This is a genomic window from Nonomuraea sp. MTCD27, assembly GCF_041950495.1.
Taxonomy (GTDB): domain Bacteria; phylum Actinomycetota; class Actinomycetes; order Streptosporangiales; family Streptosporangiaceae; genus Nonomuraea.
In genome coordinates, this window is sequence record NZ_JBGNUW010000008.1 from 46549 (window position 1) to 69023 (window position 22475).

Sequence of the window (22475 nt, forward strand, 5' to 3'; positions counted from 1 at the left end):
GGAGGTGGTCCCATGAAGGAGAGGAGAGCTGGTGGACGCGGAATTCGTGGAGTTCGTGCGGCACCGGGGAGATCACCACCTGAGAACGGCGGTCCTGCTCACGGGGGATTGGCACCTGGCTGAAGATCTGGTGCAGTCCTGCCTGGGCAAGCTGTATCGGGTGTGGCACCGGCTGGATACCAGCAGCGCCCCCGACGCCTACCTGCGCCGCATTCTTGTCAACACGTACCGATCGTGGTGGCGTGCGCGATGGCGCCGCGAGGTCCCCCGGGCCGAGCTGCCCGATCTGCCCGGTCCGGGCGATCTGGGAGACGCCGGGGCCGTGGCCGAGGACGTACGGAACGCGCTGGCGAAGCTACCGGTCAGGCAGCGGACGGCTTTGGTGCTGCGGTTCTTCGTGGACCTTCCGGAGGCTGAAGTCGCCGACCTGATGGGCTGCTCGGTGGGGACGGTCAAGACCCACACGCACCGTGGCCTGCAGGCGATGCGGCGGCTGATCCCGCCCGGCACGCTGGTCAACCGAATCGAGGAGGAAGGGAGTGGGATCCGGTGAGAAGCCAACACGAGGAGCCGTCCATGAACGAGCATGAAATCCGCACGCTGCTCACCAAGGCGACCGAGGACCGGCCGGCGGGCATCGACGTCATGCCGGCGCTGCCGAGACGTCGGCCGGCCAGGATCTTGGCCCCGCTCGCCGCGCTGGGCGCCGCCGCCGCGGTGGCCTTGGTCACGGTCGTGCTGCCCGCCACCCCGTCCACGGCGCAGGCTCAGGTGGTCGCCGCCGTCGAGAACACCGGCCAGGAGAGCTACCGCATTCACACCACGTCCCGCGACAAGGAGTTCGACGGCGCCTTCGATCCCGTCCGGCAGGCGGGTGTCATCACGAGGAACGACGGGGCGGAGACCCGGATCCTCGGCGACCTGATCTATGTCAAGGACAGCGGCGCCGCCACCTGGATGGTCTCCCCGCGCAGCGATGCCGCGTTGGAGCAGGAACCGCCGGCCGTCGCCCTGGTCAAGCTCGCCCCGCTGGACCCGCAGGCGGCGCTGCAGCGGCTCCGTACGGCCACCGACGTCCGCGAGAGCGGCGCCGCCTCGGGACAGGGCTGGACCGGCAAGCGGTTCACGTTCTCGCTGGAGGCCACGGCCGGCACCGACGACGATGCCGGCTCGTCAGCAGAGGTCACAGGAGTCGTGGACGTGGACGACCAGGGCCGGGTCCGGCACCTGGAGGTCGACTTCGAAGACGCCGGCCGCCCCACCATGACGGACTTCAGCGACTTCGGCACCCCGGTCTCGGTCACCGCCCCACCCGCCAACCAGGTGCAGCAGGCGCCCGCCGAGAAACTCGGCCAGCCGAAGGCCAAGCCGACCTCCTGACCGGCACCCCTCCGCTGTGGCGCGGGCCGGCCTCCGGCCCGCGCCGCTGAACGCGCTGTCCCACATCAGCGACGGCGACCCGCTCACCGTCCAGGAGGCCGACCGTCTCGGCCGCAACCTCCTGGACGGGCGGCTCTCCTGGCAGGCGGACGAAGGGTCGCGTCAGTGCGCAGGGTCGAGGCGGCTTGGCGTGGATGGCCGGATGCGGGTGCCTCCGGCCATGGTCATGGAATGGGTCGGTCGCTGAGCTTGCAACCACGCGGCCGCTCCGGCCTGTCGTCGGTCCAGCCCGCCTCGGAGGTCCACACTGTGTAGTGCAGGTATGTGCCCTTGGTGAGCCCTTCGGTGCTCTCGTCCGCGATCGCGGCATCGGACGCCAGGACGGTGCCGGTCCTGGGGTCGAGGATGGTGGTGTACCGTTCGGCCACCTCGTCGTCTGTGCCGAACTCGGCGGAGAATCCCTCACTCTTGATGAAGGTGACCGAAACGCCTGGACGCCCGAGTGGGTCGATGATCGTTCCGCCCACCTTGGTCGTCGGCAGTCCGGCCAGGAGGCGGAGGGCGGCCGCCCGTACCGCGGGTCTGACCGGCATCCCGAGCAGCGCCGACGCGCGGGGCAGGAATCCTTCGAAGCTCTGGCGCTCCGGGTTCGCCTGCCAGTAGCCGCGCAGCTTCTCCCGCAGCCCATCGGCGTCGGCCGGAAGTGCCGCGAGATCGGCGAGCGTGAGGTCACCCAACCGCCGGTCGGCGAACACGCCGCCCGGTTCGGCGGCACGCGTATACACGCATTTGGAGGGTTCGCTGGTAACCCGTACCTTTCCACAATCCTTGGCAGGCGTGCCCGGAGTGCACACTCGCTGGGCCACCGAGGGGGAGCCGGCCGCCCTCCAGAGGCGTTCGTCGGCGAAGGCGGCAGGGCGCACGTACTCCTGCCGCATCCGCGCCTGGACAGGATCGTGCGGATCGCGGGGCTGCCACAGATCTACACGGGAAACGGACAGGACGTTGAACGTCTCGTCCCCGGCCTTCACCCGAATCAGCCCGCCGTTGAGCAGCGGCCTGCGCCAGTACGTGCCGGACCGATCCGGAAGCCGGACCACGTCATCGGCGAGCCGGAGCAGGGCGTCGTTGCCGCGGGGAGGCGCGATCACCGGTGCGGGCACCGGTGCCAGGCTCGACACCAAGGCGATGACGGCGGTGATGACGGCGACGGTGGCCACAGCGGTCCATCCCCAGAAGGCGCGACGGTGCCTGACGTGCCGCACGGGGCGGCCCACAGTGGCTGACATCCGGGTGCGGGCCCTGTCGACCACCTCCTGTGGCGGCGGCGGCGCGTCGGGAAGAGACCTGGCCAGCAGCTCGAACTCATCCATGGTTGTCCTCCAGAGGATTGACGTCGCCGAGCGCCTTGCGGAGTTGTTTACGGGCACGGTTGAGGCGGGACGCGACCGTGCCGGCCGGGATGGTCAGAGCAGCGGCGACCTCGGCGTGGCTGAGACCGCCCAACGCGTGGAGGAGGACGACATCGCGGTCCCTGCGGTTGAGCCTGGCCAGCGCTCCCGCCAGCCTGCCGGTCAGCTCGCTCGCCGCCACCCGCGTGAGGGTCGCGTCCTCATGGCTGTGCTCCGGCCGCTGCGCCGTCCGGCTGAGAGCCTTCCATTTGCGCATCTCGCTGCGGTTGTGCCGCGAGATGAGACGCGTGGCGATCCCGTACAACCAGGGTCGCACCGCGCCGCGCGAGGCATCGTAACCTCTCCGGTACGCGGCCAGGAAAACCTCGGCGGCCAGATCGTCGGCGACGTCTTCGGACAACCGTCTGGCGATGTAGCGGTGGATTCCCGCGAAGTGCGTGGTGAAGATTTCCTCCCAGTCAGCCCGGAGATCGGGCGGGTCGGTGAGGTCGGGTGGTGTAGCCATGCAGGCAACTCCGCTTGGGTCGAGTGATGCTCTAAGTGCTGAACACCTCTTGTTGCCCGAAGCCTCGTCGTGCTTTCACGCGGTGACCGTGACCAGGGAACGTCAGTGCGTTCTCGTGCGGGCGCTCATGAATCGGTTGCGTACGCAGAGGGTTGCGGAGGGCATTCGCTGTCCGAGCCAAGCCGTAGTCCGGGTCGCCCTTCTCCGTTCCGGCGGTCGCAGGGCGGGAAGGTCGCGCCGAAGTACCACACCCCGCACTTCATGCTGCTGCCGCAACTACGGGCGGAACCGCTCGGACCGTGCGGGGGCGCCCTGCGGCCGCGCCAACGTCACGACTTGTCCGGTGCTGGGACGACGCCCCACCTGAACGTGGAGTTCTTCAGCAGTCGCTCCGTCGCCCTGATCCCGGTCAGGTGCTCGACGAGCAGGAAGGCCGGCCCTTTGTAGAAATAGGAAAACCGCGGATAGAGCCGGTCGATGTCCGCCATCGTGTCCATGAGTTCGTCCGGGGTCCCTATCAGATATCCGTCATCGTCTCCCCAGCAGAATCTGATCTCGCCGTCCTCGCACCAGTAGAAGTAGTCGATGCCCTTGATGGCGAGTGCGGCTTGGGAGACGAGGCGGGTGCCCTTGGAGAGCTCGGTGATAACGGCTTCGCGGGTGCCGAGCCAGTCAGGGTCGAAGACGAATGTCCAATCGCCGATGGAGGTGACGCCGAGAGGCTCCCCGGGGCCTGGGAAGTCATCCGGGTCGTCGGGGAAGGGACCCGGCGCGAAGTCCTCCCATCGACCGCCGAGACGCGCGACCACCTGTTCGGGCGTGGAACGCACGTAGATGAAGCTGTAGCACTCCCATCCGTATTTGCCGCAGAGCCAAGAGACATCGAGGGGCTGCAAAGACATGTCGCCATGCTGCCAGCCGGCACCGACAGGCACAGTCGCGTCGTCAGGGGATGACGGGGCTGTGCGCGACGCGGCTGTCCCCTCCGCTGCCTTGCGCCGCATAAGCGACGTGATCGGCCTACTTGTAAGCGAGCTGTCCGTTCGTGCCTTTGGGGGCCTCGGTAGCGCGGTGAACACCACGCCGGACGGATCATGGCTGCCTTTGGAGCTCGCCGGTGGAACCTCCAGGCGACGCCTGCAGCGCGGAGTTGTCGGCGAGCTCGGCCAGGGCCAGGCCGCGGCCGAGCCGTTCGTGTTCGTGGACGACCAAGGTGACGGCGATGCCGGAGGCGCGTATCTCGCGGGCCAGGTCCACGGCCCGCTCGAGTTCGGGCCGCCTCGTGATTCGAAGGGCTGCGGATGACCCAGCAGGCCTACTCCGAGCGGCTCAAGACGTGGGCCGAGTGGTGGAAGGAGCTGTCTGCGGCGGCTCACTGACTGCTTGGCCTCCTGGCTGTGCGGCCCGGACGCCCGTCGGTGTCCGGGCCGCGGTCAGCCACAGGCCGGTCAGTACGGCGCAGGCCAGCGTCACGGCACCTGCCGCGAGGAAGGCGCTGTTGAGGCCGGATTCGAAGGAGGCGCCGCCGGACTGCCGCGTGTGGACGATCGCCCCGAGCATCGCCACGCCGAGCACCGCGCCGATCTGCCGGGTGGTGCTGCTGACGCCCGAGGCGAGGCCGCCCTCCTGCGGGCTGACCGCCTGGATGGCGGCCCCGGTCAGCGGCGACATGGTGAGAGCGAAACCGATGCCGACGACCGCCAGCCGCCACCACACGTTCCCGTAGCCGGTATCGGCGTGGACGAAGCCCAGCGCCAGCAGCCCCAGCCCGGCCAGCGCCAGGCCGATGCCGACGACGACGCGGAAGCCGTACCTGGCCGCGAACCGGCCCGCGTACGGGCTGACGATCACCATGGCCAGCGAGACGGGCAAGGTCCGCAGCCCGGCGACCAGGATCGAAGTGCCCTGGACGTAGACGAAAAACTGGGAGAAGAAGAACGACGACCCCATCAGCGCGAACCCGACCACGACCATCGCCGCGTTGGACACCGTGAACAGCCGCTGACGGAACAGCCGGAGCGGCAGCATCGGCGTCGACACACGACCCTCGACCACGACGAACGCGGCCAGAAGCACCAGCCCGGCGGCGAAACTGCCCAGGATCACCGGCGAGGTCCAGCCTCGGGAACCGCCCTCGATCAGGCCGTAGGTCACAGCGCCCACGCCCGCGACGGACAGGACCGTGCCGGGGACGTCGATCGGCGGCGCGCTCGGGTTGCGGGACTCGCGCAGCACGCGCAGCCCGGCCAGCAGCAGGACAGCCCCGATGGGCACGTTGACCAGGAAGATGGCGGGCCAGCCGAAGGACTCCACCAGGATCCCGCCCGCCAGCGGTCCGGCGGCCAGGCCGATGCCGCTGAAACCGGCCCACAACCCGATCGCTCTGACGCGCTCCCTCGGGGCGGGATACGCGGCGGCGAGCAGCGCCAGCGAGGCGGGGCTCAGCGCCGCGGCTCCGACGCCCTGCAGCACCCGCCCGGCGATCAGCCAGCCGATCGAGGGCGCGAGCGAACACACCACCGACGCGGCCGTGAACACCACCACCCCGGCCAGGAACACCCGCCTGTGGCCGAACCGGTCGGCGAAGACGCCGCCCGACAGCAGCAGCATGGCCACCAGCAGCACGTAGGCGTCGACGATCCACTGCAGGCCGGTCAGCCCGGTGTGGAGCCGCTGCTGCATGTCCGGCAGGGCAGCGCCGACGATCGTGTTGTCGAGCAGCACCATGAACTGACCTGCGCAGGTCAGGGTGAGCAACGCTTTCACGCAAATCCTCCTAAGGCAGTTAATTACTGGTCTCACGCTTGTGAACGCGGTCAACGACCAGGTGATGGGGATCGGGCAGGTGGTGGTGCCAGGCACGCCATCCACGCGCGTTGGTCGGACATGGCCCGGGTCGCTGGTCACCAACGATGGCCCGCGTAGCGGGCGGGCCATCGTTGTGGTGCGGGGTTCGGTCGTGGCTCATCCATCAGTTGCGGGCTGGCCGGGTTCGATTCCCATGGCCGGCACGCCGAGTGCCTCTTTCTCGGGGCGCGTGGTTGCGGCCGAGGTCAGCGTGTGCCGAACCAGATGGAGAGTGCTTCTCGTAGCGCAGGCGTGGCTGTTCCGGCGGGGTCGTCGATGGGTGCGGCCCAGGCGATGTGGGCGTCCGGGCGGATCAGCAGGGCGTCGGCGGGTCGCTGGTCGGTCTTGGCGGTGTGGACGTCGACGCGCTGCCCCCAGTCGCGGGCGGCCTCGCGCAGGTCGGAGCGGTCGGCGAGGTCGAGGAGGATGGGCCGGGCGGGGTGCAGGAGGTCGGCGACGCTGGTGACGCCCTGGTCGGTGTGCAGGGCGAGGTCGGGGGCGAAGGTGCCGGTCAGCGGGTGGTGATCGGTGCCGGGCATGGGGTAGCGGAGGTCGGTGCCGGCGACGAAGGCTCCCATGCGGCGCAGCGGCTGCTCGTCGGTGAGCAGTTCCTGGAAGACCTCGCGGAGCGCTTCTGCGGCCGGGTCGTGCCCGCGGCGCAGCGCCACCTGGGCGCGGGTGTGCAGCATGGTGCGGGTCCCGGCGAGGTGGCGTTCGTCGTGGTAGGTGTCCAGCAGGCCGGGCGGTGCCCAGCCGTGCAGGTCGGCGGCCAGCTTCCAGGCCAGGTTGACCGCGTCCAGCATGCCCGCGTTGAGTGCCACGCCGGTGGCCGGGAACAGGTGCGCCGCATCCCCGGCCACCATGATGCGCCCGGCCCGGTAGTGCTCGGCCTGGCGGGCTTTGAAGGTGAAGCGGGACAGCCGGGTCGATCCGGCCACGGGCAGGTGCGTGCCGAGGACCCGGTGAATGCTGTCCTGGAGTTCGGTCAGGGTCATCGGGACGTCGTCGTCGTACTCGGTGGTCTCGTCCTCGATGGTGTAGAGGGAGACGCTCGTGGCGCCGGGTGCGGAGCCGAGGCCGAACAGGCCGTGGTCGGTGCGGGTGAAACCGGCGCGGATCGTGCCGGAGCCGGGGACGTCGAGATCGCCGTTGCCGAGCACGGTGACCGTGCCGGGCAGGGTGACCTGGGCCAGCCGGTTGACCTCCGGGTAGACGGTGCCGGGGAAGCCGATACCGGCCCAGTCGCGGACGCGGCTGCGGGCGCCGTCGCAGCCCACCAGGTAGCGGGCGCTCACCTGGTACGGCCCGTCCGGGCCCCGCACGTCCACCGTCACCGCGGTCTCGTCCTGGCTGATCCCGGTCACCTCGTGCCCGCGCCGGACATCGATCTCGAGTTCACCGGCGCGTTCGTCGAGCAGCCGTTCCAGCAGTTGCTGCGGCAGCGGCAGGGCGTGCAGCGGCGGGTTTTCCAGCTGGGTGAAGTCCAGATGAACCCCGCCGAACGGGAACCGGGGAGCGGGCATCGGGCCGGGGCAGGCCGCCTGGAAACGTTCCAGCAAGCCCCGATAGCGCAGCAGCTCCAGGATCTGCCCGCCCAGACCACCGGCCTTCGGGGTGTCGCGGCGGTGCGGGTGCCGTTCCAGCACCAGCGGCCGCACGCCGGCCAGCCGCAGTTCGGCGGCCAGCATGAGGCCGGTCGGGCCGGCGCCCACAATGATCACATCGGCGTTCGTCATGTGCCGTTTCCCTCGCGTTTCGTCGTTGTCGTCAGCATGCGGATGTCGTTACTCCCCGGTCCGCGGGTTCCGGGCCTAGCCGATGATCTCCTGGACGGCTCCGGCGATGGCGTGGCCGGGGTGGGATCGTGCTGCGTCATCTTGGGGTTCGTCTGCTTTCGAGGTCATCTTGGGGTTCGTCAGCTTTCGAGGTCGGCCACGGTGGAGGCCGGGGTGGTGAGGACGGCGTCGAACGCGTCCAGGATGGGCGTGTGCAGGTAGGCGCTCTGGATCCGGTAGCGGTCGGGGCCGGGGACCTCGCGGGGCGCCCGGCGGAGATCGCCGATGCTCAGCCCGAGTCCGGCCTCGGCGAAGGCGGCCTCGATGCTGCCCTGCTCGGGTGGCTGCAGCGCGGTGTCGTCGATGGCGAAGCCGAAGCGCGCGTTCTCGTCGGGGCGCATGTCGGCGGTGCGTCCGGTGATGCTGGTCAGGGCGAGGGCGACGTAGTCGTCGCCGAGCCCATTGTGCAGGTGCTGTCCCATAGGCAGCCCGGTGAGGTGGCCGTCGAAGGAGACCGGCGTCTTCTGGATGTGGGCGTTGTGGGCGGCCAGCACGATGCGGGCCCCGGGGCCGGAGCGGTCGAGGTGCCACAGGACCGATCCGGCCATGTAGACGTCCCGGGCCGAGGTGTCGGCGGTCCACCCGGTGCCGGCGTACAGGCCGGCCATCGCGCGGAAACCGTAGTCGGCGTGGCAGGCGGCCTCCACGCGGCGCAGGGCGATGTCGTAGCTGTGCCGGTCGCCACGGGAGACGTACAGCACCTCGACGGCGCGGAAGCGGAGGAGCAGGCGCATGAGGATCGCGCTGAGCGCGTCCTGCTCGGCGGCGGGCAGGCGGGTCCAGGCGGGTGCGGCCGAGGCGGCGGAGGCTCCGGCGAACGATCCGGCGATCCGCATCGCCTGCTCGATGGCCGGCAGGGTCTCGGGGTCGATGTCGCGCAGGTAGTCGGCGACGGGGGCCAGGGCGGGCAGCAGTGATCCGCCGGCCGCCGGGATGTCGATCCCGGCGAAGCGGATCGGCATCCCGGCGGTGGCGTTGTGCCGGCGTAGCCGGCGCAGCGGCTCCTCGACGCCCACCGGGATGGCCGTGGCGAGCTGGGCTGACAGGTCGTCGTCGGTGCCCTCGCCCTGGGCCCAGGCGTCCAGGGGGAAGCCTTCGCTGAAGCCGTACTCGAAGGCCAGGACGGTGAAGCCGCAGCGTTCGACGAGGAAGCGCAGGATGCGCTGCCGCAGTTGGGAGAACTCGGTGATGAAGTGGGAGTTCTCGCCGATCGCGACCACGCGTGCGCTGCCGACGAGGTCGCACAGCGGCTCCAGGTCGTCGAGCGGCGCCTCGGGGTCGAGGTGGGTGAGCGGGGCGGCGTGGTCGCGAAGCCAGCCGGCGAACGGGTTGGGGTGGGACGGAGCAGGCATGCTGGTGAACCGATTCTGTCGTGCTTGATACGGGCGGATCAGTGGTGCGGGAGCGCGGGGGCCGCTTGCTCCAGGTCGTCGATGCTGCCGGACATGATCGTCCGGACGTGCTCGGTGAGGTGCTGGAGCGGCCAGTCCCACCACGCCAGCGCGAGGAGGCGGGCGATGTCGGCGTCGCTGTGGCGGCGGCGGATGAGCCGGGCCGGGTTGCCGCCGACGATGCCGTAGTCGGGGACGTCCTCGACGACGACGGCGCCGGAGGCGATGATCGCGCCGTGGCCGATGCGGACGCCGGGCATCACCAGGGACCGGTAGCCGAGCCAGACGTCGTTGCCCACCACGGTGTCACCCCGTCCGGGCAGGCCGGTGATGAGGTCGAAGTGCTCGGCCCAGGAGCCGCCCATGATCGGGAAAGGGAAGGTCGAGGGGCCGTCCATGCGGTGGTTGGCGCCGTTCATGATGAACCGCACCCCGGTGCCCAGCGCGCAGAATTTGCCGATGATCAGTTTCTCCGGGCCGTAGTGGTAGAGCACGTTGCGGGTCTCGAAGGCGGCCGGGTCGTCCGGATCGTCATAGTAGGAGAACTCGCCGGCCTCGATCAGCGGTGAGGTGACCAGCGGCTTGAGCAGCACCACTCGGGGCTGCTCGGGCATGGGATGCACCACGGTCGGGTCGGCGGGAACAGCCGTCACGCAATCGTCTTCTTCCTGTGAGGTGGCGATGGTGTGGTGAAGAACGTCGGGCCTCGTTGAGGGCACACCGTTGCAAGGTGGCGACCTGGCCGTTCTTATCCGTACGGAACGTACCGTACCGATAAGATGATGTCCACGGCGGGCGCCTGCGTCAAGTACGGAACGTTCCGTACCGATAAGGTGTCGGCATGACCGACACGCCACACCGTCGCGGCGCCGACCGGACCGAGGCCATCATGCGGACCACGCTGGAGCTCGGCCAGGAGATCGGCTACGCCAAACTGAGCATCGAGGCGGTCGCCGCCCGAGCGGGCGCCAGCAAGCAGACCATCTACCGCCGGTGGTCGTCCAAGGCAGCCCTGCTGCTCGACTCGCTGTTGTCACTGAACGAGCCCGCCCTGGACTACCCCGACACCGGCGACATCATGGCCGACTTGCGCGCGCAGATCCACTCGGCCGTTGACCTGCTGGCCAGGCCACCCTTCGGCCCCCTGTACAAGGCCCTGATCGCCGAGGCCCAGCACGATCCCCAGATCGCCGCCGCACTCAACGAGCGCTTCATCACCCCACAGGCGGACAAGACGGTCGCCCGCTTGAAGACGGCCCGCGACCAGGGGCAACTGTCGCCCGCCTTCGACCTCGACCTGGCCATGGCGATCCTGTCCGGCCCGCTGTACTTCCAACTCCTGATCACGCAGGAACCACTGACCCATGAGTACGTCGACCGGATCCTCGACGCCCTTTTCGCCGGGATGAGCCCGGCGACGTAGCTCAGCCCCTGTCAGGCCACCGAGTTCATCGGTGCCCTCCCGCTGCACAAGCGAGGGCTCGTGAAACAGCTCTGCCGGTTCACGGACGAATGTTGATCTCCCGGACGGCCGGCACCGTGGACTTCCTGTGCCGGGAGGAGACCGATCCGCACCTCGTCCTCGACGGATACCCGGCAAGATGCGCTATTTCGGTGCGTGGAAGCCGCCGATCTTCTGCTCGAGCAGTTCGGCCAGCCGCAGCGGGGTGCGGTCCTCGAACATCGGACCGATGAGCTGCACTCCCACCGGCAGGCCCTCGGGGGACCGACCCGCCGGTATGGCGGTGGCGGGCAGGCCGGGCATGGTGGCCAGGCCAGCCCAGACGAGCTGGTCGAAGTACGGGTACTCGACGCCGTCGATGTCGATGCGCCGTTCCAGCGGATTGGGGTCGTGGTCGTGCGGGAACGCGGGCGTCGGCGTGATCGGGCACACCACGGCGTCGAACTCGGCGAACAGCTGCCGCCAGCCGTGGCGGTGGACCTCGCGGCGGTTGTTCGCCTCCATCCAGTCGCGGTGGCTGAACAGCATGGCGCGCAGCCGCACGGCGTCAAGACTCTGGTCGTCTGTGATCGGTCCGTCGGCGCGGGTCCGAAGCTGCTCGTACGATTCGATGGGAAAACGCGCGACGGAGCCCGAAATCAGCAACTGCATGTAGAGCGTCGCGGCTTCGGTCAGATCGGGCAGCAGCGGACTGTGCCGTTCGACGCGGCCGCCGCCGTCGGCGAGCGCGGCGGCCACCCGGTTCACGCCCGCCCGCACGGCGGACCCGGTCGGAATGAGCGGATGCTCGTCGAGGACCAGGACCCGGAAATCGCGGAGCCGATCGTGGCGGGCGGGCGGCAGCGTCAGGTCGTGCGCCTTGCCGAGCGTCAGCGGGTCCGGTCCGGCCATGACGTCGAGCAGGAGCGTGAGGTCGCGGGCGGTGCGGGCCATCGGACCGACGACGGCGAGGTCGAGGTCGGCCGGCAATGCCGGCTCGGACGGCGGGACCATGCCGCGGTTGGCCGCCAGTCCGAGCGTCGGCTTGTGCGCGTAGACGCCGCAGAAATGCGCGGGGGTGCGCAGCGAGCCGGCGAGGTCGGAGCCGATGGACAGCGCGCCGAACCCGGACGCCAGGGCCGCCGCCGACCCGCCGGAGGATCCGCCCGGCGTGCGACCGTGATCCCACGGGTTGACGGTGGTGCCGTAGATGTCGTTGAAGCTCTGGATGTCTTGCAGCCCCAACGGCACATTGGTCTTGCCGAGCACCACCGCGCCCGCGGCCTTGAGCCGCGACACCTGTACCGCGTCCTGGGCCGGCATATAGTCCCGGTGCGGCGGCATGCCCCAGGTCGTGGGCAGCCCGGCGATGTTGTACGACTCCTTGACCGTCACCGGAATGCCGAGCAGCGGCCGGTCCTCACCGCGCGCGCGTGCCTGGTCGGCACCGCGCGCGGCGTCCCGCGCACGGTCGAAGTCCGGCACGCAAACAGCGTTGATCACTTTGTCGTCCCGCTCGATACGGGCGATCGCCTCGTCGGTCAGTTCCACCGAGCTCACTTCACCGGCACGCAATGCAGCTGCGAGGTCTTCGGCCGCCTGAAAACTCCATTCCATGAAGTTGACTCTAACGGCCTGCCGTAAACGTTTGTCACCACGCACGTCGCCCGCATTCGCCGGAAAAGCCGAAACGGCCATCTTCACTGGCTGAAGTTGCGCACTCGTTCTGCCGTCCAAGATGCTCCTCCCCAGGTCAGCTGGGTTAACAGCAGATCGGCTCCATTGGCGAGGGCATGAAATGCGGCTTCGCGCAACGAGATAGACATCTCAATTCTCATCATGTATCTCCCCGGCCGCCGACTATTCGCTCGACTGCTGGCCATAGTGTGCGGGGATTGTCCAGTGAACGGGGTAACTTATTTTGAATTGTGCGCCCAACAGCGGCCCCGGCGTGCGGGTAATGCTTGGCGATATCGGTCGGGGTGTTGTCGCGGATCAGGGTCACCGGGGTCAGGTTCCGCAGTCGCGGGGTGAGCGATCGGTGGCCATCGGATGAGCTCATGGTGCCGCCGCCGACGCGGCCGTTGCCGCAGGTCGGGCCGGTGCTTCGTTGGAAGTTTCTTCATTACCACCGGCACCCCGTTTGATCGCGTGGTGCCGGCTCGCCCTGAGGCCAGATCTGCAGGAGACAGCTGTCGATGACCTCGTCGGAGGTGTCCGCTTCCGCAGCCCCGTCCATGTTCTGAGCGTGGGTAGCGCAGTCGGTGCCAGCCCGGCCCCGGGGGCAGCTGTCCGGCCTCGGACTTCAACGCGCGCGCCGGCTCCAGCGTGCAGGTCCGTGACCAGGACGGCGCCGCCGTCATCCACCCGCATGATCCCGACGGGATGCACAGGATGGTCGGCGGGTATGCCCTCCGGGCCCATGGCGTCGTCGGTGTCGTCGACCGGGTACGCCTCTCACTCTCCGTAGCCCTCAGGCCTGTCCACGGACGGAGTGAGCCGATGGACCCGTACGGTGGTGCGGACGGCCCCTCCCTCCTGCTTGTCCTCGTACGCGCCCACCTTGACGTATCCGCGCCCTTCGTAGAAGCGGTCCAGTTCGGGACTGCCCGCCCAGTGGTCGAGGGCCAGGGCCGGAGATCCGTACGTTCTGGCGCGGTGCTCGGCTTCCTCCAGGAGCGTCGCGCCGACTCCGCGACCCTCGGGTCCGCGGTCGGACATGACGGTGTGGATGAAGATGGCCCCGTCGGGCACCAGCCCGGCCGGCACGCGGGGCGGCGCCGTGGGGCCCAGGGCGAGCAGCCCCACGCAGGCGTCACCCCGTTGGGCGAGGGTGATCGCTCCCTGGGCGGTCCAGTCGGCGACCCTGCCGGGGAAGCCCGGGATGCGGGAGAAGGGCGTGGTGCCCCACTGTTGCGTACGGCCGCGGGCGACGAGCCAGTCGAGGACGGAGTCCATGAGCGCGAGGAGGGCGGGAACGTCCTCGCTGATGGCGGGGCGCAGGACAATCTGCTGGTTCGACATGCTCGCCTCCGGGAGAGTAAAGTGCGACGAGCAGACACTTTAATTTTCTAAGGATTAGATTGTCAAAGCAAAATTTGATCGACGCGCTCGCCAGGGCCGTGCAGGAGCTTCAAGACGCCACGGACGTCATCGACGAACTGGCGGCACGCCGTCTCGGCGTCAACCGCACCGACCTGCGCTGCCTGAGCCGCCTGAGCGCCCGAGGGCCGTTGACCGCCACCGAACTGGCCGCCGCCGCCGGGCTCACCGGAGGCGCCATGACCACCGTCATCGACAGGCTGGAGCGGGCCGGGCTGGCGCGACGCCATCGGGATGAGGCCGACCGCCGCCGCGTGCTCGTACACCTGACCGAACGGGCCGAACGACTCAGCGAGGAGATTTGGGGCCCCGTCCTGGCCGACGCCCGTACCGAGCTGGACCGGTTCACGCCGGCTGAGCTGACCCTGATCGAGAGGTTCCTGTCCGTGGCCCTGGAGCACCAGCAGCGCCACGCCGACCGCCTCCGAGCCGAGACGCCGCTGTGAAGCCGCCGGCCGGCGTCGCCCCGGCCGGCGGCGTCCGCGAGGCCGCGTTCGCCGTCTGGGACCGCAGGTGCGGCCTCAGAGCCGCCTGCCCCGAAACGGCCGGGCCGCCGGCCGGAGGGCGCCGGCCGGAGGGCGCCGGCCGGAGGGCGCCGGACGCCGGCTGACGACCCTGCTCGATCAGTAACTCGCCGGGCTGCGACCGCGCGTGGCTGCCGCTGGGGCGGCGGCCGGGACACTCCCGGGTGCGGCACCGGGCGACGGGGTGCGGGCACCGGGCCCGCCCTCTCCCCTCGACCGTAGGAGCCGGCCGTTCCAGGTAGCTCCCATGACGCCCGTGCAGTCGCGGTGATCAGGCGGCCTCGCCGCGGGCGATGTAGAGGTTCATGTCGGTGAAGTCGACGGTGATGTTGTAGGGCTTCCAGAAGCAGTGGGAAAACCAGCCCATCGTGTCGAACCCCGTCCCATAGGGCGAGGGCACGTTGACCGGTTGGTTGGGGTTCGTGTAGGAGTAGACCTCCTTGGCGACGGCGTTGCCGAGGCGGATCTCCTTCGGGTAGCAGGGATAGACGACGGCCGGGTGGCTCTGCGCAAAAGTCCCGACCTGGCGGTCGTAGTCGGTGCGGATTCCCAACCGCTCGGCCGTTTCCCCGCGCATGCCCGCGGCGATCTCGCTGCCTCCGCCGAAGTTCACGCCCACCACCCCGGTGCGGGAGCCGGCGTCGCCGGCGAAGCTGCCCGTGCTGTGCAGGTATTGCTCACGGGCCAGCCACAGCGGCAGGGGTTCGGCGCCGGCCCGTCTGGCGGCGGCGCGTGCCTTCCTGGCCGTTTCGGGGGTGCGGCGGCGCAGGATCAGTTGCCTGCCCGCGTAGTCGAAGGTGGTCAGCAGGTGGTAGAAGACCCACGTGCCGATCAGGCCGTCGCTGTCGGTGTCGACGTCGTCGCCCGACTCCGTCGCCGACCAGCCCACTGGGACGTTGCGCAGTTCGATGCCGCCCAGCTTGAAGGAGTCCAGTATCCCGTAGTACGCCCAGATGGCGCCGCCCTCGAAATCGATCTTCTGACTGGCGACGGGGCTCAGCCCGGCCTCCTTGGCCACCGACGCGCGCACGCTCAGATTCGGGGCACCGGTGTAGAACGTGAAGCGCTTCGCCGGTCCGCCGTTGACCGAGGCCTCCACCAGCGGCATCGGGTCCGTCTGCTTCCATGGCACCCGCGCGGTCTCGCCGTGGACCTGGTACGCCTCGCCGCGGACTGCCGCGAACCACGTGGCGTAGCTGTCCTCGCCGGCCGCTCTCCAGTGGGGCGCGGACAGGCCGAATTTGTCCTGCCGGATGTAGCAGTCGGCCAGGAAGTAGTTGGCGTCCTTGTCGTCGGGCGCCAGGGCGAGGGCCGTCTTGAGGTGTTTCTCGGCGTCGGCGAACCGATTGGCCAGCAGCGCTACATGGCCGCGCCGGCGGGCCGCGTGCAGGTTCTTGGGGTCTCTCTTGAGGATCTCCTCGTACGCGCGGCCCGCCTCCTCGAACTTGCCGGCCTCGAACAGCGCGTCCGCGTCACCGCTGCCGGCCAGCGCGGTGGCCGCGCCGCCCAGCAGCGGCGGGGCCGCCGCGGCACCGGCCAGCACGGCGGCGCCCCGCAGCAGCGAACGCCGGTCCCATTGCCTGTCATCAGCCACGCCTTCTCCTTTTCCTGATCACCTTCGCCGTGACGTTCCGTCCGACGGACGGGCACAACACCTCCGGCCGGTTCATCTCGCCCTGCTCGATGAGGGCGACACCGTGGTGCCGGGGCCACCCGGGCCGTACGGCGTCGTACCGATGCGGGTGGCCGGATCGCTTCGCAGCGCGCTGCGTAACTCGCCCGCCGTCCGACCCGTCCACTGTCGGCCAGGCGTATCCCCGCCTCGACCGCGCCGTGTCATGGTCGTGTCACGGCCACGACCGACGGTGGCAGCCATCGACGAACCGAGACATGCGGCAGACAACGCGCGCGCATTCGGCACCACTCGTGGTTCGTGATGAGCTGAGGAGAGCCCCGGTCCCGGTGTGGGCATCGACCTGGAGGATTTCGTCCGCATCGCCCGCCCGATCGGGGCACACCGCGCCAGGCACACGATCCACGGCACGTCATTCCCCCACGGAACAGCCCTGAGGTGTCAACAAGCATCACCCCAGCTCAACGCCAGCGCCACCGCGCCAAGCTCGCCGCCGACAAGGCCGCCGCGGCGTAGAAAGCTCCGCCTGGTCAGCGCACCCGAACACAGGGATGCCAGGTCGGCCACCGCTATTGACCCCCGCGCCCTCACCGTCGAAGGTGCACCTCACCGGCCCAGCCGCGCGAGACCGCCCGGTGGGCACGGCACCACGCCGCCGGATCGGCTTTCGCAGGCCGAAGCGAGATGGTCCCGTCCGGAGCGCGAGGCACGTCGGCCGGCCTTCGCAGCAGTCGCATCCAACGCCCGCCGCGCCGGCGGATCAAGCGGGGCTGGTGAGCAGGGCGTGCAGGTCGCGGGCCTGGCGGACCAGCTCGCTGGTACGGGTCCGGCCGGCCAGCTCGGCCACCACGGGCAGCTCGCCCCGCGCGTCCGCCCATCCGGCGACCTCGGCCGCCAGCCGCAGCAGCCTGGTGTGCACGCTGGTCGCCCATTCCCCGGGCCCCGGCAGGTACGCGGGCAGCAGCCCGGTCATCACCTGCCACACCTGCCGGTGCGCGCCCAGCCTGGCGGCCTCGGCTAGCGCGGCGATGGCGTCGCCCGGGCGGCCATGCCCGCGTTCCAGCAGGACGGCCAGTTGTCTGCCCAGCTCGGCGCCCGGCAGGCCGCCGGAGGCGGACAGGAGCAGCAGCGGCCGCACCCCGTCGCCGTCGGGCCCCTCCAGCAGGTGGCGGGCCAGCAGCAGGGCAAGTCCCGGCCCGCCGGGTCCGTCGGCGAGCACCAGGCGGTCGAGGTCGCGTGCGGTGGGCTTGCTCATCGGCCAGGACGACATCAAGGCGAAGACCGACCGCGGGCGCCCACAAGACTGTTGCTGATCATCCCGAGCGCTTCGGGCAGCTCCCATACGCTCCTGCCCTCCTGCTCCGCCTGGACGGCCAGCTCCCGCCACCGGGCCTGGTGTTCCTGATGGCGCTCGATGTCCCGTCGCTCGCCGGCCCGCTGCGCCACCGGCAGGTAGCGGGGCAGCTCGCGCGCCACCTCGCGCCGCTGGGCGTCGTCGAGTCCGGTCAGCAGCGCGGCGATGGCGGCGAGGTCCTCGGCGTCGACGGCCGCGCGGACCGCGTCCCAGGCGTTGATCATGCCCGCAACCGTAGGGAACCCCACCGACAATCTCGCCGCGAGCGGCGGGTACCGGGCCACCGGCAACCTCTGCATGACCGAGCCGGGCGACAGGGTGGACGCCGGAGGGGATGTCCGGGCCCGCGGCCCGCCGCGCCCTCAAGGCCGCCGCCCGGCAGCAGGGTGTCTCCGCTGGCGGCGACGGGCAGCCCAAGCCATCCATCGACAAGGAATCGTCCGGCCGGGGGATGGCAGGCAGAGACGATCGAGCGCCCAGCGGGACCGGACTGGACGGCAATTCATGACATATGTCCCTACACCGCGACACCGGGCGGATCGTACGTTACAGGTGCTCCCGGGCGGTTACCGCTGGATGACGGTCGGGCCCGGGTGCTGCTGCCGGAGCGGGCGGAGGTCGCCTCTGGGAGCCGGGCGCGAGGCGCCCGAGCGGGAGATCGATGACGTTCTGGGCTTCAAGGGAGCGCGTATGGCAGGCAGGGCAGTGGTGCTGGGCGGCGGCGGGATGATCGGGATCGCCTGGGAGACGGGGGTGCTGGCCGCGCTCGCGGCGGACGGTCTCGACCTGCGCGAGGCCGACCTGATCGTCGGCACATCGGCGGGCGCGGTGGTCGGCGCGCAGCTCGCCACGGGGCTCGACCCCCAGGACCTGTACGCCCGCCAGCTCCGCCCGCAGGCCGGCGAGCAGGCGCCGAAGTCGTCGCCGTTCGCGCTGTTCCGGATCGTGTGGCAGTTGACCAGGTCGAAGACGATCGAGGAGTACGGCGCCCGGATGGGCAGGATCGCGCTGGCTGCCAAAACCTCCACCGAACAGGAACGCCGGGCGGAGGTGGCGGGGTTGCTCGGTGACGACGTGCGGGAATGGCCGAACAAGCGGCTGGTCATCACCGCCGTCGACGCGGAGAACGGCAAGCCCGCCGACTTCGACGCGGCCAGCGGGGTCGGCCTCGTGGACGCCGTCTGCGCCGGCACGGCCGGCCCTGGCGTCCGCCCGCCTGCCACGATCGGCGGGCGCCGCTACATCGACGGCGGGATGCGATCACCGGCCAATCTGGACGTGGCCGCCGGATACGACCGCATCGTGGTCATCGCCCCGATGACGCGGGGCGGCGGGGTCATGCCGGGAGTGGAGCGGCAGATCGCCGCACTGGGTGACCGGGCACGTGTCGTGCTGATCACGCCCGACCCGGCGAGCTGGCGCAAGGTCATGGGCCGCTCGCCGGCCGGCGCCCTCGACCCGGCCCGCCGCGCCCCCGCCGCCAGGAACGGCCGCTCGGTACGGGCGGCGGAGCGAGTGGCCGCCGTTTGGAACTGGATCGGGGAACAGCGGGACAGCCACTAGCGGTGACCACAACCATGCGGTCGCAACCCCTGAGCCACCGGGGTTGACGTACTCCAACGCGTAGGGCGGCTGACCATGATGGGGGCGATCGTGAGTGCTGTCCTGATGCGGCGTCAACCTGTGAGGAAGAAGATCACGAGGTATACGGCTGGGCAGAGCGTCCAACCGGACCAGAACGAGAGAGTCACCGGCGACCGCTCCGTTGTCAGTTCGACGACGACTCCGACCACGCCGATGAGCAGGAACGCGAACGGCGTGTACAGCAGGAGGATCGGCAGCAGGGCGAGGCTGAACGTCATCATGGGGACGAGAAGGACCACGGCAGCGTAGACGCCAAGAGCCGCGCCCGCGCCGAGTAGACCCCGTGATAGATGTCTCGCCGGCCGGTTCATGATCGGATCATCCGTGGCCCTGCCAATCATGGCAAGACGATCAGACGCGTGGACCCCGGCCGGGACCGACGACCAGCAGATGCCGCCGCAGCCGATCGCCACGCCGGCCGGGTACCCGTCCCAAGGCCGGCATGGTGCATGCCGGTCTCGCCGACGAGCATGGACAAGACGAGCGCGCGGACGGCGGCGCTGCGCCGGCCCGGCCAGTGCCCGGTACGTCTCGGGGGCGACGCGGATGCGCTCGATCTGCTTGCCGAACGTCCGTCCGCTCAGGGACGTACAGAGCCGGGCACTGCCGCCGTCGTCCCCTGTTCCGACCTCACCAGGACAAGACGGCGGTCGCCTTCGCCCTGCTGGACGTGGTCAGTGCGGGATGGCGTCCCGGTGGGTGGCCAGCCAGGTGTCGAAGGACTGCAACTGCGGGTTGAGCTCGCGCAGCAGCTCGCCGTCGATGAGGTCGACGATGTCCTGCTCGGCCGTGATCAGGTACTGGAGCATGTTGCCGACCTCTCCGGCGCCCGGGAAACCCGCAGCCCGGATCTGGTCGGGGCTGACCGCCTGATAGGTCACCGGCTCACCGAGCGCCTGGCCCAGCGCGGCGGCGTACTGCGCCCCGGTGAGCACGGAGCCGGCGACGCTCACCCTCCTGCCGGCCAGCGCCGTACCGCGGCGGAAGATGCCGAACGCGGTCCTGCCGACATCCTCCGCGGCCTGCGCGGGCACCCGCGCGTCGCCGAATCCGAGTTGCAGCACCAGCGCGCCCTGCTCGTCGCGCCGGGGTGCGAACATGTCCTGGAACGCCTCGTAGTACACGTTCGCCTGCAGAAATGTGGTGGGCACCCCCGATTCCAGGAAGAGCCGGTCGGCCTCTGCCTTGCCGTCGGCATGCGGCACCTTGTACGTGCCGCCGAAGGTCGGCGTGCCGTCGCCCGGCCGGAAGTAGCCCCGAGTGTCGGACAGCGTGGACCAGATGAAATGACGCACGCCGGCGTCCCGGCCGGCCCGCGCCGCGTTACCGGCCTGCTCCAGCTCCTTGGTGGTCGCGGGACGTGCCTGCTCCTCCTCGGGCGTCCGCGGCTCCCAGAAGTTGGTCACCACGAACACGCCGTGCGCGCCGTCGAACGCCTTGCGCAGGCCGGCCGCGTCGTCGAGGTCGGCCTTGACGACCTCGGCCCCGAGCGCGGCCAGTTCCTCGGCCCGCGCCGAATCCGGGTGCCGGGTAAGGGCTCGCGCGGCGAACTGCCCGCTTCGATCGGCCAGGATCGCGCGGACCAGGCCTCCCCCTTGGGCACCGGTCGCGCCCACCACCGCGATGATCTGCTGTTCGCTCACCGGAACAACTCCCTCGATTCAGGTTGATGTATCAACCTAGGCACCATACCGCGTTGGGTTGATACGTCAACCAGCGGGTACCATGGTCGCCATGGGATGGGAGCAGGAACTCGGCGAGGCCGACCGGATGTGGCGCACCTACATCGAGATGTCCAAGCACCTCGGCTCACACCTGCAGCAGCACATGCAGCGCGACCACGAGTTGTCCGCGGCCGACTTCGAGGTCCTGGTCAGGCTCGCGGAATCGGCGGACCGGCGGATGCCCGTCGCGCAACTGGCCGCCGCCACCCAGTGGGAGAAGAGCCGCCTGTCCCACCAGCTCACCCGGATGGCACAACGCGGACTGGTCGAGCGGGTCGATTCCGACCGCCGCTACCCCGACGTCCTGCTGACCGACAAGGGACACGCGGCGATCAACAAGGCCGTTCCGGCGCACACCGAGATGGTCCACGCCCTGTTCATCGACGTGCTCGGCCCCGAGCGGCTGGCAAGCTTCGCCGAAGCCTGCGCCGACGTGCTCCGCACACTCGACGTCCACCGGGAGCAGGACTGCTCGTTGAGCGGGTGACACTCGTGGAACGCAGCAGCCAGGGCCAAGCCCGCGCCTCAGTAGGCCCATCGGCGCCCCGGCCGGGTCGGCCGGCCGGGGAGGATGCGCCCTCCCTGGCAGACCGTTAGAGTTCCCGATCAACGACGTGTCTTCACGCCCGTAGCTCCCCCACACTCGGGTGCCGAGCGCGTCGGCCGATGTCAGCGTGATCACCCGAGGACGTGTGTGGCCAGCCAGAGCAGAGGACGGCCGGGTTGGCTGCATGTAGGTGCGCTCGAAGCTCGCGTTCGCCGGGCGTGGGGTTCGGGAACGTTCCCTCCTGCCGAGACCCTGTTGGCGATCATGACGTTGTCCGCGGTGCCGCGCGCTCTCGGCACCCGGCTGGCCGCCCATCTGGACGGCGGCATCGTCGTGGGCCCGGGCGCCGTCCCGGACTTACCGGGCTTCGAGCGGCTGCGGGGCGTACCGCTGCCCGCCCAGCAAGGCGGATGGGAACGCAGCGCGGGCGTGTACGACCCGACGTGGCGCGCGATCGGGGTGGGCAGCGTGCCGTCACCATCGGCCAGCGTGGCCGGACATGAACTCGGGCACGCGACCGACGACATGGACGGCATGCCCTCGCAAGGCCCGTTCTGGACAGCGCTGCATGCCTCGTGCGCCGAGCGGCTGGATCCTCCGTACCGGGCCATGGTCACCGAACTGTACGCCGAGGCGTTCGCCTGCGTGCTGGTGCGTCGGGCCCGGCGTCTCATCCACCTGTTCGCCGACGAACACGCCGCCCAGCAGGCCTACACCTGGTTCACCGGACAGTACGGGATCGGCTGAACACCATCACCCCTGCCCCCCGGCGCGCCGGGGCTATGCTGGGGAGCGAGACGGTGGCAGATGAGACGGAAGGGGCGAACCACATGACCGCGATCAAGCTGGCCGGCGGCGTCCTCCGCGTCCCCACCTGCACCGTGCTGGCTGACGGGACCCACGTCGACGGCACCCGGGACATCACCCCCGACGAACCCGACTACCAGGACTGGCTGCCCCACGCCATCGACGAGGCGGAATCCTGGCACGGCGGCCCCGACGACGACGCCATCTTGCGCCGCTGGAGAGCGGCGGCCAGCGCGTGACGGCTCGCCCTCCTGCCTCGGGCACGCCTGACCGCAGGTGGTAACCGGCCCGACCTTCATGTCGAGGGGCAGGTCTTCACCCGAGGTCAT

The 22475-nt window shown here is 70.1% G+C and carries 23 protein-coding genes; 8 read left to right on the forward strand and 15 right to left on the reverse strand.

The window, feature by feature from the left end; genetic code table 11:
- The first annotated feature begins 31 nt into the window (after positions 1 to 31).
- Positions 32 to 553, forward strand: coding sequence for a SigE family RNA polymerase sigma factor (locus ACBJ59_RS24005; RefSeq protein WP_375112477.1), 522 nt, complete (start codon positions 32 to 34; stop codon positions 551 to 553).
- Positions 554 to 576: 23 nt separating this feature from the next.
- A complete protein-coding gene (locus tag ACBJ59_RS24010) occupies positions 577 to 1380 on the forward strand; it encodes a hypothetical protein (protein WP_375112478.1) in 804 nt (267 codons plus the stop codon).
- Between the two features lie 224 nt (positions 1381 to 1604).
- On the opposite strand, the gene ACBJ59_RS24015 is transcribed toward ACBJ59_RS24010, so the two are convergent.
- The 8 genes from ACBJ59_RS24015 to ACBJ59_RS24050 all read right to left on the reverse strand — a co-directional run bounded on the left by ACBJ59_RS24015 (position 1605) and on the right by ACBJ59_RS24050 (position 9984).
- The gene (locus tag ACBJ59_RS24015) at positions 1605 to 2753 is read right to left on the reverse strand and encodes a CU044_5270 family protein (RefSeq protein ID WP_375112479.1); all 1149 of its coding nucleotides are present in this window, start codon (positions 2751 to 2753) and stop codon (positions 1605 to 1607) included.
- Positions 2746 to 3297: an RNA polymerase sigma factor gene (locus tag ACBJ59_RS24020; RefSeq protein WP_375112480.1), complete on the reverse strand. Its 552-nt coding sequence runs from the start codon at positions 3295 to 3297 to the stop codon at positions 2746 to 2748. The genes ACBJ59_RS24015 and ACBJ59_RS24020 overlap by 8 nt, the downstream gene beginning before the upstream one ends.
- Positions 3298 to 3626: 329 nt before the next feature.
- Positions 3627 to 4199: a DUF6461 domain-containing protein gene (locus ACBJ59_RS24025; RefSeq protein ID WP_375112481.1), complete on the reverse strand. Its 573-nt coding sequence runs from the start codon at positions 4197 to 4199 to the stop codon at positions 3627 to 3629.
- 190 nt (positions 4200 to 4389) lie between these two features.
- Positions 4390 to 4554, reverse strand: coding sequence for a hypothetical protein (locus ACBJ59_RS24030; protein WP_375112482.1), 165 nt, complete (start codon positions 4552 to 4554; stop codon positions 4390 to 4392).
- 72 nt (positions 4555 to 4626) lie between these two features.
- Complete coding sequence (locus ACBJ59_RS24035; protein WP_375112483.1) at positions 4627 to 6063, reverse strand: MFS transporter; 1437 nt, start codon at positions 6061 to 6063, stop codon at positions 4627 to 4629.
- A 287-nt stretch (positions 6064 to 6350) separates the two neighbouring features.
- A complete protein-coding gene (locus tag ACBJ59_RS24040) occupies positions 6351 to 7880 on the reverse strand; it encodes an FAD-dependent monooxygenase (RefSeq protein ID WP_375112484.1) in 1530 nt (509 codons plus the stop codon).
- A gap of 179 nt (positions 7881 to 8059) precedes the next feature.
- Positions 8060 to 9331 carry an erythromycin esterase family protein gene (locus ACBJ59_RS24045; RefSeq protein ID WP_375112485.1) on the reverse strand — a complete coding sequence of 424 codons (1272 nt, stop codon included), beginning with the start codon at positions 9329 to 9331 and terminating at the stop codon, positions 8060 to 8062.
- Positions 9332 to 9369: 38 nt separating this feature from the next.
- On the reverse strand, positions 9370 to 9984 hold the full coding sequence (locus ACBJ59_RS24050) for a CatB-related O-acetyltransferase (protein WP_375112825.1): 615 nt from the start codon (positions 9982 to 9984) through the stop codon (positions 9370 to 9372).
- Positions 9985 to 10211: 227 nt separating this feature from the next.
- On the opposite strand from ACBJ59_RS24050, the gene ACBJ59_RS24055 reads away from it, so the two are divergent.
- Positions 10212 to 10793, forward strand: coding sequence for a TetR/AcrR family transcriptional regulator (locus ACBJ59_RS24055; RefSeq protein ID WP_375112486.1), 582 nt, complete (start codon positions 10212 to 10214; stop codon positions 10791 to 10793).
- Positions 10794 to 10976: 183 nt separating this feature from the next.
- Here ACBJ59_RS24055 and ACBJ59_RS24060 read toward each other — a convergent pair whose 3' ends face one another.
- Positions 10977 to 12509, reverse strand: a complete 1533-nt coding sequence (locus ACBJ59_RS24060) for an amidase (protein WP_375112826.1) — start codon at positions 12507 to 12509, stop codon at positions 10977 to 10979.
- Between the two features lie 759 nt (positions 12510 to 13268).
- Positions 13269 to 13835: a GNAT family N-acetyltransferase gene (locus ACBJ59_RS24065; protein ID WP_375112487.1), complete on the reverse strand. Its 567-nt coding sequence runs from the start codon at positions 13833 to 13835 to the stop codon at positions 13269 to 13271.
- Between the two features lie 59 nt (positions 13836 to 13894).
- On the opposite strand from ACBJ59_RS24065, the gene ACBJ59_RS24070 reads away from it, so the two are divergent.
- Positions 13895 to 14359, forward strand: a complete 465-nt coding sequence (locus ACBJ59_RS24070) for a MarR family winged helix-turn-helix transcriptional regulator (protein ID WP_375112488.1) — start codon at positions 13895 to 13897, stop codon at positions 14357 to 14359.
- Between the two features lie 349 nt (positions 14360 to 14708).
- Here the strand turns inward: ACBJ59_RS24070 and ACBJ59_RS24075 are convergent, their stop codons facing one another.
- The 3 genes from ACBJ59_RS24075 to ACBJ59_RS24085 form a co-directional block, all read right to left on the reverse strand.
- Positions 14709 to 16031 carry an aspartyl protease family protein gene (locus ACBJ59_RS24075; RefSeq protein WP_375112489.1) on the reverse strand — a complete coding sequence of 441 codons (1323 nt, stop codon included), beginning with the start codon at positions 16029 to 16031 and terminating at the stop codon, positions 14709 to 14711.
- A 799-nt stretch (positions 16032 to 16830) separates the two neighbouring features.
- Positions 16831 to 17325 (reverse strand): hypothetical protein, encoded by a 495-nt coding sequence (locus ACBJ59_RS24080; RefSeq protein WP_375112490.1) that lies wholly within the window; start codon positions 17323 to 17325, stop codon positions 16831 to 16833.
- 14 nt (positions 17326 to 17339) lie between these two features.
- Positions 17340 to 17648: a hypothetical protein gene (locus tag ACBJ59_RS24085; protein ID WP_375112491.1), complete on the reverse strand. Its 309-nt coding sequence runs from the start codon at positions 17646 to 17648 to the stop codon at positions 17340 to 17342.
- A 466-nt stretch (positions 17649 to 18114) separates the two neighbouring features.
- On the opposite strand from ACBJ59_RS24085, the gene ACBJ59_RS24090 reads away from it, so the two are divergent.
- Positions 18115 to 18987 (forward strand): patatin-like phospholipase family protein, encoded by an 873-nt coding sequence (locus tag ACBJ59_RS24090; protein ID WP_375112492.1) that lies wholly within the window; start codon positions 18115 to 18117, stop codon positions 18985 to 18987.
- Between the two features lie 113 nt (positions 18988 to 19100).
- Here ACBJ59_RS24090 and ACBJ59_RS24095 read toward each other — a convergent pair whose 3' ends face one another.
- Both ACBJ59_RS24095 and ACBJ59_RS24100 read right to left on the reverse strand, forming a co-directional pair.
- Positions 19101 to 19481 (reverse strand): hypothetical protein, encoded by a 381-nt coding sequence (locus ACBJ59_RS24095; protein ID WP_375112493.1) that lies wholly within the window; start codon positions 19479 to 19481, stop codon positions 19101 to 19103.
- A 261-nt stretch (positions 19482 to 19742) separates the two neighbouring features.
- Entirely contained in the window at positions 19743 to 20711 is a 969-nt protein-coding gene (locus ACBJ59_RS24100; RefSeq protein ID WP_375112494.1) for an NmrA/HSCARG family protein, read from the reverse strand.
- Between the two features lie 91 nt (positions 20712 to 20802).
- Here ACBJ59_RS24100 and ACBJ59_RS24105 point away from each other — a divergent pair, with 91 nt between their 5' ends.
- The 3 genes from ACBJ59_RS24105 to ACBJ59_RS24115 all read left to right on the forward strand — a co-directional run bounded on the left by ACBJ59_RS24105 (position 20803) and on the right by ACBJ59_RS24115 (position 22385).
- Positions 20803 to 21279, forward strand: a complete 477-nt coding sequence (locus ACBJ59_RS24105) for a MarR family winged helix-turn-helix transcriptional regulator (protein ID WP_375112495.1) — start codon at positions 20803 to 20805, stop codon at positions 21277 to 21279.
- Between the two features lie 324 nt (positions 21280 to 21603).
- Positions 21604 to 22086 (forward strand): hypothetical protein, encoded by a 483-nt coding sequence (locus ACBJ59_RS24110; RefSeq protein WP_375112496.1) that lies wholly within the window; start codon positions 21604 to 21606, stop codon positions 22084 to 22086.
- Between the two features lie 83 nt (positions 22087 to 22169).
- A complete protein-coding gene (locus ACBJ59_RS24115; RefSeq protein ID WP_375112497.1) occupies positions 22170 to 22385 on the forward strand; it encodes a hypothetical protein in 216 nt (71 codons plus the stop codon).
- Positions 22386 to 22475 lie beyond the last annotated feature (90 nt).

Coding starts and splice junctions, on each gene's coding strand:
- ACBJ59_RS24010 (WP_375112478.1), top strand. CDS start 577: ATGAACGAGCATGAAATCCGCACGCTGCTCACCAAGGCGACCGAGGAC.
- ACBJ59_RS24015 (WP_375112479.1), bottom strand. CDS start 2,753: ATGGATGAGTTCGAGCTGCTGGCCAGGTCTCTTCCCGACGCGCCGCCG.
- ACBJ59_RS24020 (WP_375112480.1), bottom strand. CDS start 3,297: ATGGCTACACCACCCGACCTCACCGACCCGCCCGATCTCCGGGCTGAC.
- ACBJ59_RS24025 (WP_375112481.1), bottom strand. CDS start 4,199: ATGTCTTTGCAGCCCCTCGATGTCTCTTGGCTCTGCGGCAAATACGGA.
- ACBJ59_RS24040 (WP_375112484.1), bottom strand. CDS start 7,880: ATGACGAACGCCGATGTGATCATTGTGGGCGCCGGCCCGACCGGCCTC.
- ACBJ59_RS24045 (WP_375112485.1), bottom strand. CDS start 9,331: ATGCCTGCTCCGTCCCACCCCAACCCGTTCGCCGGCTGGCTTCGCGAC.
- ACBJ59_RS24050 (WP_375112825.1), bottom strand. CDS start 9,984: ATGCCCGAGCAGCCCCGAGTGGTGCTGCTCAAGCCGCTGGTCACCTCA.
- ACBJ59_RS24055 (WP_375112486.1), top strand. CDS start 10,212: ATGACCGACACGCCACACCGTCGCGGCGCCGACCGGACCGAGGCCATC.
- ACBJ59_RS24060 (WP_375112826.1), bottom strand. CDS start 12,509: ATGGCCGTTTCGGCTTTTCCGGCGAATGCGGGCGACGTGCGTGGTGAC.
- ACBJ59_RS24065 (WP_375112487.1), bottom strand. CDS start 13,835: ATGTCGAACCAGCAGATTGTCCTGCGCCCCGCCATCAGCGAGGACGTT.
- ACBJ59_RS24080 (WP_375112490.1), bottom strand. CDS start 17,325: ATGAGCAAGCCCACCGCACGCGACCTCGACCGCCTGGTGCTCGCCGAC.
- ACBJ59_RS24085 (WP_375112491.1), bottom strand. CDS start 17,648: ATGATCAACGCCTGGGACGCGGTCCGCGCGGCCGTCGACGCCGAGGAC.
- ACBJ59_RS24090 (WP_375112492.1), top strand. CDS start 18,115: ATGGCAGGCAGGGCAGTGGTGCTGGGCGGCGGCGGGATGATCGGGATC.
- ACBJ59_RS24105 (WP_375112495.1), top strand. CDS start 20,803: ATGGGATGGGAGCAGGAACTCGGCGAGGCCGACCGGATGTGGCGCACC.
- ACBJ59_RS24110 (WP_375112496.1), top strand. CDS start 21,604: ATGACGTTGTCCGCGGTGCCGCGCGCTCTCGGCACCCGGCTGGCCGCC.
- ACBJ59_RS24115 (WP_375112497.1), top strand. CDS start 22,170: ATGACCGCGATCAAGCTGGCCGGCGGCGTCCTCCGCGTCCCCACCTGC.